This is a genomic window from Clostridioides sp. GD02404 (assembly GCF_045898275.1).
In the GTDB taxonomy this organism is placed as follows: Bacteria; Bacillota; Clostridia; order Peptostreptococcales; family Peptostreptococcaceae; genus Clostridioides; species Clostridioides difficile_A.
In genome coordinates, this window is the sequence record NZ_JBJOCA010000037.1 from 1 (window position 1) to 13,197 (window position 13,197).

Genomic DNA, 13,197 nt, shown 5'->3' on the forward strand with positions numbered 1-13,197 from the left:
GTTACGAGTGTATGTAGCTATTTTTTAATCAAATAATACATTAGCTTTCTTAAACATTAAATCTTCAAGTTCTATTTCATTTAATCCATAGGCAGTAAAATCTAACCATGCTAAATACGTTCCTTCTGGATAAACAAGTTTTACTTTTGGTAAATTTTCTTTTAAGTATTCATCAATAAATCTTATATTATTATCTAAATATTCATTCAATTCATTAACCCAATCTTCACTTTCATTATATGCTGCTATAGTAGCTACAATAGCAAAAGGATTTGGTGAAGTTCCAACTCCAACAGCTGTGACCTCTTCTTGATATTTCTTTTTTAAATCATTGTTATTCACTATTATATTAGATAATTGCATTCCAGCTAGATTAAACGTTTTACTTGGTGCTATACATGTAACTATTTTATCTTTGTACTCTGGGCATAATGATTGTAAAGGAGTATGTTTAAATCCTTTTCTAATTAAATCAGAATGTATTTCATCAGCTATTATCCATAAGTCATATTTTTTACATATTTCTACAACTTTTTTTAATTCATCTTCTCTCCATACTCTACCAACTGGATTGTGAGGGCTACAAAGTATAAGTACTTTATTATTGCTACACTTAGCCTTTTCTTCTAAATCAGTATAATCCATTCTATATGTGCCATTCTCATATATCAGAGGATTGTTTACAACTTCTCTATTATTACTTTTTATCTTTGCTTCAAATGGGTAATACACTGGTTTTTGAACTATTACACCTTCATTAGAATCAGTTAATATTCTTACTAAAATAGCAACAGCTGGTACAACTCCTGGACTAAACACAATATTTTCTCTATTTATTTCCCAGTTAAATCTTCTTTTGTACCAGCTACAAACTGCATTAAAGTATTCTTCACTATCATTAGAACTATATCCAAATATTTTATGGTCAACTTTTTTATGTAATGCTTCTATTATTGGCTCTGCACATTCAAAATCCATATCTGCAATCCAAAAAGGTAAACCATCTTTTTGTGCTTTTGGTGAACAATTAGTTCTAAAATCCCATTTTACACAATCTGTCCCTACTCTATCTATTACTTGGTCAAAATTATATTTACTCATTTTACCCCTCCTAAAAATACAAATTTTATAATTACTTAGTATATAACTGGATGTAATTTGGTGTTATTTTACAATTCTACATATTATAATAGTAACACTTTTTTGTCCAATAGATTTAAAATATACTTGTTTTTATCGTTATAGTTTTTTTCAATGTTGTAAAAATAGTTTCAATATATCAAAACAAGATTGCTTATATTAATTATATTTCAACTGACATAAGCAATCTTTTCTATAACTTCTAAATTTGTAAATGTAGAATCATTAGTTTAGATATTACCCAATCTCTTTTCAACTAATCTACACCATATATCAACTCCATATTCCAAAGCCTTTGTATCAAATGTCACATTTGGATTGTGAAATCCTGGTGTAGCATCAGCTCCCAATCCAATATATGTAGTTTTACATTTTAGTTTTTGTGTGTAGTAGTGAAAATCCTCTCCACCAGAATTCTTAAATGTACCTATAGACGCATCTTCTCCCAATACATCTTTTATAGTTTCTTCAGCCAATTTCACAAGCCCTTCATCAAACTCTGCTGCTGGCACTCCATCCTTTGAAAGTAACATAGCCTCTGCATTTATAGAATTTGCAGCAGTTTTTACAGCATGTATTGCTTTTTCTTTTAATTCTTCTATTATCTCATTACTTTCTGCTCTTATATCTAAAGCCATAAATGCTTCATCTGGTATATTATTATATGTTTCTCCTTTAACTGATATATTTGTCACTTTTATGGAGTTTGGTACAGCTGGATTTACTCTTATTGCATTTATTGCACTCACTGCCAAACAAACAGCATCTACTGCATTTACTCCTAAGTGTGGTTTAGACCCATGACAAGTAACACCTTTAATCGTAAACTCCATTATGCAACTAGCACAATGATACATTGCAGGTATTGCCTTTCCAAGTCTACAATCTTGACCAGGTCTTAAATGCATACCTACCATTTCTTCCACATCATCCAATAAGCCAGAATCGATTACTCTTAATGCACCATATAGTTTTTCTTCTCCTGGTTGAAAAAGTATTTTTAAAGTACCTCTCTTTACTAGATTTCTTTCTCTTATTAGTTTTGCAGCTGTTAAAATCATGGAAGTGTGACCATCATGTCCACAAGCATGTATCATTTTCTTTTCTCCATCTATTATAAATTCCAACGCATCCATGTCTGCCCTTATAGCAAATACTGGTCCTTCTTTTTTAGAATCTATAGTTACTATAATACCAGTTCCTGCAATGCCTTTATTAATATCTTCAAAACCCATTTTTTCAAGTTCCTTTAAAACAAACTCAGATGTCTTATATTCTTCAAACCCTTTTTCTGGTATAGTATGTAAATAATCATACACCCTATGTACGTACTCAATATAATCTTTATTAGTTTCCATAATATAACTCCTCCTTAAAATGTAAACCTTATATTTATATTAAACTTTTATTATACTTACCTATACTACGAAATAATTCATTATAAGCATTGCAATACAACCATTTAAAGTTGCTATCACAAACATATGTGGATAATATTTTGTCTTTAATTCAGCAGTTCCTAAAAGTCTACCCATAAATTGTATCTGAGCACCTGAAAGCAATAACATTGGTAAAAGAATTGCAACATGTGCTTGGCTTATCTGACCTGCTGTAAATAGACCTGCTATTACTCCAGATGCTCCTCCCATTGATATAAATATTGTCATTATTGCAGTTGCTGCAACACCTGGAAGTCCAAATATGCTCATTACAGGTGTAAATATTGTTCCTATCACATCCAAAAGACCTGTTAAATTAAATATAGAAATTATAGCAAAACCAAAGATAACATTTGGAGCCATTGAATTTGTGCTTATTTGAAATCCATTTCTAGCTCCTCCAATAAATGCGTCTATCACATTCCCTTTTTTAGCCCTTACTTCTTTTTTTGCTACTTCACTCATATTAAGCTTCCCCCTTGTCAAATTTATTTAAATATAGTCTAAGTAAGTTTGCTCCAACAAATTTCATAATTAATATTAAAGCAAGTGGTATAAAGATTGGAACATCTCCGATAAATGGAAATAATGCTGCTCCAGAAGCAAAGAAGTTTGTGATTGCAGATGCACCTGAAAATTGAAATGCACAAAATACAGCCTTTTGTTTCTCGTCTATATATCCATCATCTTTAAGTTCTTTAGTCATAGATGCAGCTGCATCAGTAGATTGTAAACTAGCTATCAAAGTCAATCCTGCAAATCCAGGTAATCCTAATAACGGTTTTAATAGCGGACTAAGAAGCTTCTGAGCTGCCTTCATCCCATCTAAATGGTCTATAACTCTAACTATTCCAAGTGCAAACATAACAGATGGTATTAGTGTCAATGCATATAGCCATCCATCTCTAGGACCAGTACCTCCATCACCTCTAAAATTTGCAGCTAATGTACCCACACCATCATTAACAGTTCCTAATGTTCCAAAAGAACCCAGTACATTATTAAAATCCAATACTTTTAATGGCCCTGACGCATCCTTAAATATTCCTGAAAAGAATAATGCACCCAAAATTAATGCTACATACCCATACCATTTTACTTCTACTTTTTCTGTTGCTGATTCCAATTTGCTCATTTAAATTCTCCCTCCTGTTTAATTAAGATTTATTAGTATATCTCTTTAATAAGCAAAATTTGTGCCAATAATTTAATGATAAGGGTTTTATATCCATTTTTTGATTGTAGATTTATCCCATATAATAAATTGCTTATAATTACTAACTTCTAAAGTATTTAAATACATTATTTTTTTATTACTTATCAAAATACACTTCTTAATATAAAAATATACTTTAGTTATTTATCAAAAAATATTTATAAAAAGGTTTTTATAGGATAAAAACCTATAAAAACCTTTTTTTAATCGTATTTCTAAATTTATCATATTATTTGATGTATAATATAACTTACCTTGTACTTAAAAGAATAAAATAAATATTACTTTGTTAGGAGAAATAGCATGGATAAAAAGAAATTAATCCTTATAACATATGATAAATTGAATAGTAATCATTACAAAGAAGAGTTAATAAACTTTTTTGGAGATGAGATAATCATAGAAACACAAAATATACTCGATGGCATAAAAGAAAATTTAGAAGGAGATGTTGTACTTTCTCTATCACCTTTAACTAGTAATTTTTTAATAAAACATTTTAAAGAAGATATTGAAATTATTCATGGAACAAAAGCACTTTCAAAGCTTGGTTATGAAAAAATGATGCAACTACCTTCTGGTACAAAATCATTACTTATGACCACTAATAAAACATCAGCGTTTGAAATGGCTACCTACCTATATAAAATCGGGATAAATCATATAGATTTTGTACCAACCTATCCAGATTGTGATGAAATATATGATTTGGATACAGCTATAACACCAGGTCAAATTAGATTTATACCAAAATACATAAAAAACATAGTTGACTTAGGATGGAGAAAAATTTCATTAGATACATATATGTCATTACTAGTGGTATTAAAATTAAAAAATGAAAAATTTATAGAAAAATTATATAAATTATCTAAGGAAACACTCAGTCATGACTTTTTAAATACATCATTGGATAATATATCTAAACTAAAAACAATACTTTACATGACTATTGATGAAATAGGAGATGGTTTAATATTTTTTAATACCTTCAATAAAGTTACTTTTGTAAATAAATCTTTACTTAGTATGCTTGAACTAGATGAAAAACTTATAAAATCTCCATCTTTAATGGATTATCTACCAAAGAGTTTTTTACATAAAATTACGAAGAATTTAAATATAGACAATATGATTATATACATCGATGAAATAGATAAAAAATTCATACTTTCTAAAAAACCATTTTATCTTTATAAAAATATAGAAGGTTGTTTAATTACATTAAAAGATGTAAATAACATCGAGATATTAGAACAAAAAATAAGAAGTGATTCTGTTAAAAGAGGTTATGTAGCTAAATATAAATTTAATAATATTATTGGAAATAGCTCTGTTATAAAAGATTGTATTGAAAAAGCAAAAAAAATGGCTCTTACAGATAATCCTATATTAATAACAGGTGAGACAGGTACAGGTAAAGAGGCCTTCATTCAATCAATACACAATCATTCAAATAGAAAAAATAAACCTTTTGTAGCTATAAATTGTGCTTCATTACCAAGTGAACTACTTGAAAGTGAACTATTTGGATATGAAGATGGTTCTTTTACTGGTGCTAAAAAAGGTGGAAAAAAAGGATTATTTGAATTAGCTCATACTGGAACTATATTTTTAGATGAAATAGGAGATATGCCACACAACTTACAAGTTAAACTTCTGAGAGTTTTACAAGAAAAAGAAATTAGAAAAATTGGTGGTACAAGTATCATTCCAATTGATGTAAGAATATTAGCTGCCACAAATAAAGACTTAGAAAAATTAATTATAGAAAATAAATTTAGGATGGACTTATTTTATAGAATAAGTATGTTTACTTTAGATTTACCTCCTCTTAGAAATAGATTAGAAGATATTCCACTTCTTTTAGAGTCATTTTTAAAAGAGCTTCCCTATAAAAATGTTAAACTGGATAAATATCTTTTAGAGACTCTAAATTCCTACACTTGGATGGGTAATATTAGAGAATTGAGAAATTGTATTGAATATATGGCTTACATGGGTTCTAATTATCTTACAATAAATGATTTACCTCAAAATATATCTTCAAAATTAAATCATCATCCTGTATCAAATAATGTCTCTATATTTCATGATTTAAGTCAATATGACAGAAACATATGTATTTCTATTTTAAAGTCATTATATATAAAACCTATGGGTAGAACAAAACTAATGAAATTTATGGAATATAATGTCACAGAATATGAAGTAAGAAGTATGCTAGAATATTTAACACTTAATGGATACTTATTTTCTGGCAAAGGAAGAAAAGGCTCCACTTTAACTGAGAAAGGAACAAAAATAATAGAAAATAATATAATTTAAATCTATAGTAATTCATATTTACTTTATCATGTTTTATATAATCCTAAGATTTTATTTTTTATATAAAGTTTTATATAAAATAATAAAACTTATTTATTATCAGAAAAAGCTATGAAATTAGTATTTTATTACTAATAACATAGCTTTTAATATTAATAGATTAATTGATTTAAGACTACTAATTGATAATTATAAAGTACCTCTGTTAAAGGTGTAAATTCTGAACCAATACCAAATTTTAATTCTACAAATCCCTCTAAATAATCTTGAGCACTTACATCTTCTTGTGTTAAGTCTCCCTTTACCATTTCAGTAGCAAGATGGATTGCTAATGCTGGTATAAAAGCATCCATTGGAATAGGATATCCTCCAAGCCTATTTGACATACCAGCAGCCTTAGCTTTTTCACTTATCATATCATTTATTTTATTATAATTTTGAGCATCTTTTTTAGATATTTTTAGTCCCATAACCTCAGGATATGTTTGTGTTGGTGATGGATTACTTTGTTCTGCAACTATATACTTTAACTCTAAAGCCTTAGTTAAAATAACTTCATCCATAATCTCATTTACACCAAATACATTTATATCTTTTCCATATTTTTTAACTTGTTTTTCAATGTCTTCATTTAAAAACTGTTTAACCTTATTTTTATCTTCTTCATTATTCATATTTGGTGTATCCACTTGTACAAATTGTAGTCCTATATTTTTACAAGTCTCTTTAATCTTCTCTAGCCTTTTGGCTATATTAGCATCTTTTAAATCATCTTTAGAAGCGTAATGAATAAAAGCCTTTGCTCCCATTTCTTTTGAATGTTCTGCTAATAACTTTCCTCTTCCCTCTATATTAGCCCCTAAATTCACATCAACATACTGGCTTAATTGATTCTTGTCATCTCCCATAGGTGCAGAAATAGTTATTATTTCTGAACGCTTTTCCTTTACCTTTTGTAAAGCTGGTAAAAGACCCGCTTGATTTGTAGATACTACAATTGCCTGAATTTCTTTATCATCAGCCAATTTTACTATTTGATTTATAGCGTTATCTATATTAGAAGTAAAGTTTTCTGGTAATACAACATGCTTTATAGTTTGCTTAACTTTAGCTTTACCATCTTTGTCTTTATCAATTTTATTCTCTTCTTCATACTCTTTTGCCAAGCTTTCTACTATATTATACTGTACTTTGTTCTCAGATAATGGTTGAGTTACTACTGCAACTTTAAAGTCATCTATAATTTCCTTTTTATCTTGCTTGCCTGCAATCAAACTACAGCCTGTAAGTCCAATAATTAAACATATGGATAGCATAAATGCTGTTATTTTTCTAAGCATTAGTTAAAACCTCCTAAATTTGTACTTTCTTATCACTATTACTAATTTTATCATACTTCAAAGAAAAATTATATTATAAAAAATTATATACATATTATTATACTTCAATCTAAAAAGTACTATGGGTAGATTAGGTTTTGATTAAACCTACCCATAGTACTAAAAAAATTATATATTATAAAATTAAATTAATTACAAATTATTATGCTACTTGTTTGTTGCTTTTTATGAAGTTACCAACTATTCCACCCAATATAGCTGGTATTACCCAGTTAAAGCCCAAACCTGCAAGTGGTAAGCTTTGTATAAATGGAACAGCTCCTGTCATTCCATTTACAGCTGATAATACACTAACCACTAACGTAACGTATGCTGCACCTTTAAATGCATTATCATTTTTTATATTTTTACCAGCCAACTCCATGATAACTATTGCTAATAAAACAGGATATATCGTTTGTAGGATTGGAACTGATATAGCTATTATAGAGTCAACACCTAAATTTGATATAAGCATACTAGCCACACATATACCTATAACTAGTTGTTTGTAAGTTGCCTTACTTATTCCTTCAAAATAAGTTGATATTGATGCTGTTAAACCTGTAGAAGTAGTAAGACAGGCAAGTGCTACAATTATACCTAAAATTATCTTTCCTACCTGACCATACAATAGTATACTAGTTATTTCAACTAATAAAGATGCCTGAGGTACACTAGTATCATATATTGTTGAAACTGTTGCACCTAAATAAGTAAGACCACCATATACTAATGCTAAAAATACACAAGCTACAAAACCAGCTTTAATAGTCATTCCAATTTGGTCCTTATCTGATGTATATCCTTTACCCACTATAGACATTAACATTATAGTTGCCATAGAAGCTGCACCTAGAGCATCCATTGTCTGGTAACCTTGTGATATACCTTCACCAAATAGATTTCTATCTATCATATGTTCTGGACTCATAGGTCCTGCTGGTGAAATTATACCTTTTACTATTAAAACAAATAATACTAATAATAACGCTGGAGTTAAATACTTACCTATTATGTCTATAACCTTAGAAGACCTAATTGTAAATGCTAAAGTTAATCCAAAGAAAATCACTGAAAATATCGCTTTAGCTGCTGGTCCATGGTCTCCAAATATAGGTATAATACCCATCTCATATGTTGTTGCACAAGTTCTTGGTATAACAAGAAGTGCTAAACATGCTAGAGCGGCTACACTCATTACTCTTGCTAATCCTTTACCAGCTCTCCTAAGTACATCATCCATGCTTCCCTTACATCTTGCTGTTGCTATAATAACAAGCATTGCTATACCAGCATCTGCAACAACAAAGCCAATAAGAGGAATTAACCAGTCTTTGCCGGATTCCATTCCTAAAAATGGAGGGAACATAAGATTTCCTGCGCCAAAGAACATAGAAAATAAAGCAAAACCAACCACAAAAATATCTCTCATCTGCTTACTCACACCAAACTACCCCCTTTGAAAATATTTTGAATATTAAGATAATCTTACTTTATTTTCAGAAAAATGTCAATCTGGTAAAAATTCACATATTGTTAACGTTTTCCCAATTTATTTTATGAATATTTTTTTCATTTTATTATAATTCCCATCAATTTTGTTAAATCAATTGCTTGTGATACATCAAAAATAGCTCCTCTAATATCGTTTATTCCAACCTCAATTCCTTCAATATTATTAGTAGTAAAATCTACACCAGAAAGTTTACTTCCATTAAAATTGGCTTTTTTAAGATTTGTATACTCGAATACCAGATTATCACTTTTTACTTCTTGAAATACAGAATTCTCAAAATTTGAATCCAAAATAGAAACCACCTTAAATTTAGAGAATGAAAAGTTAGAATACTTACCTAAAACATCTTTGAACAGAACGTTTTTAAGTATACAATCATCAAATCTAACTCCTATCAATTTGCTGTCTTTAAATTCAACTCTATATATACTTCCTTCATCAAAAAATGTATTTGATAAATTACAGTTTTCAAATACTACATCCAGCAAATCAATCTTTTTTAGATTACAATTCTCAAAAGATACATTTCTAAATATACAAGACTCAAAACTAACTCTTATAGCATCTAAATCACTTATAATTTCATTTTCTATAATTTTATTAAATATTTTTTCATCATTAAGTATATCATCAAGCATATTTTCAAGATTTTCAATAGATTCTAATTCCTCTGTAAATTTAGGCTTTTGTACTTTAATAACTTTAGTCATTTTCCCCTCCACTATAAATTATATTCTTTTTATCACCATTTTATTTAATATATTAACTTAATATATATATTTGATATATTAAAAAGTTTTTACGAAATATTCTTGTATTCAGTACATTTATAATTATATCACAAACTTATCTATAATAAACTTCCATTAATAGTATAAGGCATGTGAACATGGCTCCTATTATATCCATACATATTTTATTATTAAAAAGAATAATTTCTAATAATAAATAACCTTAATTTTTTATAAAATCGACAAAAAAACGAATAATTTTATTAAATTTATTGTAAATAATACAATATTACGATATAATACAACAGAAAAACAAATAGAAAATGTTCATATAATATTAGTAATATGGTCTAATAGTTTCTACAAACTCACCTTAAATGAGTTTTCTATGAATAGAATGTCAACTTTGAATATATATTCTATTCTATCTATATGAATATATATTTTTTTGTTTATATCTTAAAGTTTTTTGGAGGTAAAAATGGTACCAAATACTAACAATGTACAACCAGATGGAAATAATTCATCATTGAGCTTTTTAGACAAAATGTTTAAATTTAGCGAACGTGGCTCTAACCTTAAAACAGAAGTGATAGGTGGAGTTACTACATTCTTAACAATGGCATATATAGTTTTTGTAAATCCAGCAATATTATCTGAAGCTGGTATGGATAAAGCCGCACTTATAACTGTTACTATATTAGCTACAGCCATTGGTACACTAATATTTGCACTTTTAGGAAATGCGCCATTCGCTCTAGCACCTGGTATGGGATTAAATGCATTTTTCACATACTCTTTAGTTATAGGAGCAGGAATCCCGTGGCAAACAGGTCTTGGGGTAGTCTTTTTATCTGGATGTGTATTCTTTACACTCGCAGTAACGGGTCTTCGAAAGACCATTGCAGACGCTATTCCTAGAGAATTAGCAGTAGCTTCTTCAGCAGGTATAGGTCTTTTCCTTGCTTTTGTTGGTTTAAAAAACATGGGTGTTATAATAGCAAACCCAGATACTATAGTTTCACTTGCCGATTTTACACCAACAGTTTTAATAGCTCTTTTTGCTCTTATATTAATGGCAATATTAGAATATAAGAAAGTTAAAGGTGGGATATTAATAAGTATAGTTGTTGCAACAATAATATCTATTATATTTGGATTTGTAGAATTACCAACAGCAATAATTTCAAAACCTCCTAGTATAGCACCAATTGCTTTTAAATTAGATATTATAGGAGCATTGAAATTCTCATTAATTGGACCTATATTCTCTTTCATGTTTATAGATATGTTTGATTCATTAGCATTTCTTATTACTTGTTGTAAACAAATGGGTCTTGAAGATGAGAATGGTGAAATAAAAGATTTAGGAAAAATGTTATATGCAGATGTTTCTTCTACTTTAATAGGTTCATTCTTAGGAACTAGTACAGTTACAACATTTGGAGAATCTGCTTCTGGTATAGCAGCAGGTGCAAGAACTGGACTTGCTTCTGTAGTAACAGCAGCTTTATTCTTAGCCACACTTATATTTACACCATTACTTGGTATAGTTCCTACTTACGCCGCAGCACCTGCACTTGTTATGGTTGGTGTGTTCATGTTCGAAAGTATAAAGCAAATTGATTTTGCTGATAGCAAAATAGCAGTACCTGCTTTTGTTACAGTTTTATTGATGCCTCTAACTTATAGTATAAGTATTGGTTTATGCTTTGGATTTATTTCATACATAATAATGCATGTTGTAGCTAAAGAAACTAATAAAATTAGTATTACACTTTGGGTTATAGGTTTACTTGCAGTTGTAAATTTAGTTCTAAGTTAATATTTTAAAATATATAAAATAAAATCTTATTTATTTTTAATTTATGAATAGCAAAATCAATTTTACATATAAAAATGATTTTGCTATTAACTTTGTATAGAAAATTTATTATCATAATATGTGGATACAAAAATATATAAAAAAGGAAGGATACTTATGTCACAATTACTTATAAAAAATGCATATCTAATTACTATGAATGCAGATAGAGAAGTATACGAGAATGGAAGTATACTTATTGAAAACAACATTATAAAAAAGGTTGGCAAATTTGATAGCAACATTGCTGATAAAGATGCTGAGATATACGATGCTAAAGGAAAAATATTAATGCCAGGATTAGTAAATACACACGTTCATTTATCTCAACAATTAGAACGTGGTCTTGCAGACGATGTTGTACTTTTAACTTGGCTTAGAGAAAGAATCTGGCCATTTGAAAGTAGCTTTAATTATGAAGATTCATTAATCTCATCCACTGCATGTTGTATTGAGTTGATAAAATCTGGTGTTACTACATTTTTGGAATCTGGTGGTCAATATGTAGATGCTATGGTTGAAGCTGTTGACAAAACTGGACTTAGAGCATGTTTAGCTAAATCAGTTATGGATACAGGAGATGGACTTCCCGAAGCATGGCAAAAAACTACAGATGAAGAAATCAATACTCAATTAGACCTATTCCATAAATTTAATAATACATCTAATGAAAGAATCAAAATATGGTTTGCATTAAGAACTATTTTTAATACAACAGACGAATTACTTATTAAGACTAAACAACTAGCTGACAAGTACAATACAGGTATACATATGCATATTGCTGAAATAGCTGATGAGATTTCATTTGTAAAACAGAAGAATGGAGTTGGAACAGTTGAGTATCTTGATAAATTAGGTATATTAGGTCCAAATCTTTTAGCTGCTCACACAGTTTGGCTTACTCATAAAGAAATTGATTTATTTAGATTACACGATGTAAAAGTTTCTCATAATCCAGCTGCAGCTATGAAAGTGGTTCTAGGATTTGCATCAATTCCTGAAATGTTAGAAAAAGGAATACCAGTTTCAATTGGTACTGATGGAGCACCTTCAAATAATAGAATGGACCTTATGAGGGATATGTATTTAACTTCATTAATACATAAAGGTAGAACTTTAAATCCAACAGTCATTCCTGCTGAAGAAGTATTAGAAATGGCTACTATAAATGGAGCAAAATGTGCTCTATTGGAAAAAGAAATTGGTAGCCTTGAAGTAGGAAAAAAAGCAGATATGATTATTCTAAATCCAGATACAATTCATTCCTTACCAATGCATAATCCAATTGGAAATATAGTTTATTCTATGACTAGTGAAAATGTAGATTCTACAATTTGTGATGGTAAATGGCTAATGAAAGAAAGAAACGTATTGGTTGTAAATGAATCTGAATTGTTAAATAAGGTTAAAGAACAATCTTCTAAAATAAAAGAAAAAGCAGAAGTTAAAATTCCTTCTAAATTTAAAATTATAAAATAATACAAATTTCAATTGTTTTGTAAATATGAATATATAACTTTGATTATACATCATATATACAAAACAATTGTTTTTTATCTGCTTCAAAAATAATTTAGC

At 28.8% G+C, this 13,197-nt stretch carries 10 protein-coding genes and 1 riboswitch; of the genes, 3 read left to right on the forward strand and 7 right to left on the reverse strand.

What is annotated here, in order from left to right:
• Positions 1–24: 24 nt before the first annotated feature.
• From Q3287_RS17340 to Q3287_RS17355, 4 genes are all read right to left on the reverse strand, one after another.
• Positions 25–1,101: a MalY/PatB family protein gene (locus Q3287_RS17340; RefSeq protein WP_407964526.1), complete on the reverse strand. Its 1,077-nt coding sequence runs from the start codon at positions 1,099–1,101 to the stop codon at positions 25–27.
• 269 nt (positions 1,102–1,370) lie between these two features.
• The gene (locus tag Q3287_RS17345) at positions 1,371–2,498 is read right to left on the reverse strand and encodes a M20 peptidase aminoacylase family protein (RefSeq protein ID WP_407964527.1); all 1,128 of its coding nucleotides are present in this window, start codon (positions 2,496–2,498) and stop codon (positions 1,371–1,373) included.
• A 60-nt stretch (positions 2,499–2,558) separates the two neighbouring features.
• Positions 2,559–3,044, reverse strand: coding sequence for a YjiG family protein (locus Q3287_RS17350; RefSeq protein ID WP_054271262.1), 486 nt, complete (start codon positions 3,042–3,044; stop codon positions 2,559–2,561).
• A 1-nt stretch (position 3,045) separates the two neighbouring features.
• Positions 3,046–3,714 carry a nucleoside recognition domain-containing protein gene (locus tag Q3287_RS17355; protein ID WP_054271263.1) on the reverse strand — a complete coding sequence of 223 codons (669 nt, stop codon included), beginning with the start codon at positions 3,712–3,714 and terminating at the stop codon, positions 3,046–3,048.
• Positions 3,715–4,098: 384 nt separating this feature from the next.
• Between Q3287_RS17355 and Q3287_RS17360 the strand changes: the two genes are divergently transcribed.
• Positions 4,099–6,123 (forward strand): sigma-54 interaction domain-containing protein, encoded by a 2,025-nt coding sequence (locus Q3287_RS17360; protein ID WP_407964528.1) that lies wholly within the window; start codon positions 4,099–4,101, stop codon positions 6,121–6,123.
• Between the two features lie 152 nt (positions 6,124–6,275).
• Here the strand turns inward: Q3287_RS17360 and Q3287_RS17365 are convergent, their stop codons facing one another.
• The 3 genes from Q3287_RS17365 to Q3287_RS17375 all read right to left on the reverse strand — a co-directional run bounded on the left by Q3287_RS17365 (position 6,276) and on the right by Q3287_RS17375 (position 9,731).
• Complete coding sequence (locus tag Q3287_RS17365; protein ID WP_407964529.1) at positions 6,276–7,463, reverse strand: DUF3798 domain-containing protein; 1,188 nt, start codon at positions 7,461–7,463, stop codon at positions 6,276–6,278.
• A gap of 202 nt (positions 7,464–7,665) precedes the next feature.
• On the reverse strand, positions 7,666–8,937 hold the full coding sequence (gene brnQ, locus Q3287_RS17370) for a branched-chain amino acid transport system II carrier protein (protein ID WP_054277330.1): 1,272 nt from the start codon (positions 8,935–8,937) through the stop codon (positions 7,666–7,668).
• Positions 8,938–9,077: 140 nt separating this feature from the next.
• Entirely contained in the window at positions 9,078–9,731 is a 654-nt protein-coding gene (locus Q3287_RS17375) for a pentapeptide repeat-containing protein (RefSeq protein ID WP_054271266.1), read from the reverse strand.
• 328 nt (positions 9,732–10,059) lie between these two features.
• Positions 10,060–10,161, forward strand: a riboswitch (purine riboswitch).
• Positions 10,162–10,233: 72 nt separating this feature from the next.
• Here Q3287_RS17375 and Q3287_RS17380 point away from each other — a divergent pair.
• Together Q3287_RS17380 and Q3287_RS17385 are read left to right on the forward strand one after the other, a co-directional pair.
• Positions 10,234–11,577 (forward strand): NCS2 family permease, encoded by a 1,344-nt coding sequence (locus Q3287_RS17380; RefSeq protein WP_054277311.1) that lies wholly within the window; start codon positions 10,234–10,236, stop codon positions 11,575–11,577.
• Between the two features lie 156 nt (positions 11,578–11,733).
• Positions 11,734–13,098, forward strand: coding sequence for an amidohydrolase (locus Q3287_RS17385; protein ID WP_407964530.1), 1,365 nt, complete (start codon positions 11,734–11,736; stop codon positions 13,096–13,098).
• The last annotated feature ends 99 nt before the right edge of the window (positions 13,099–13,197 follow it).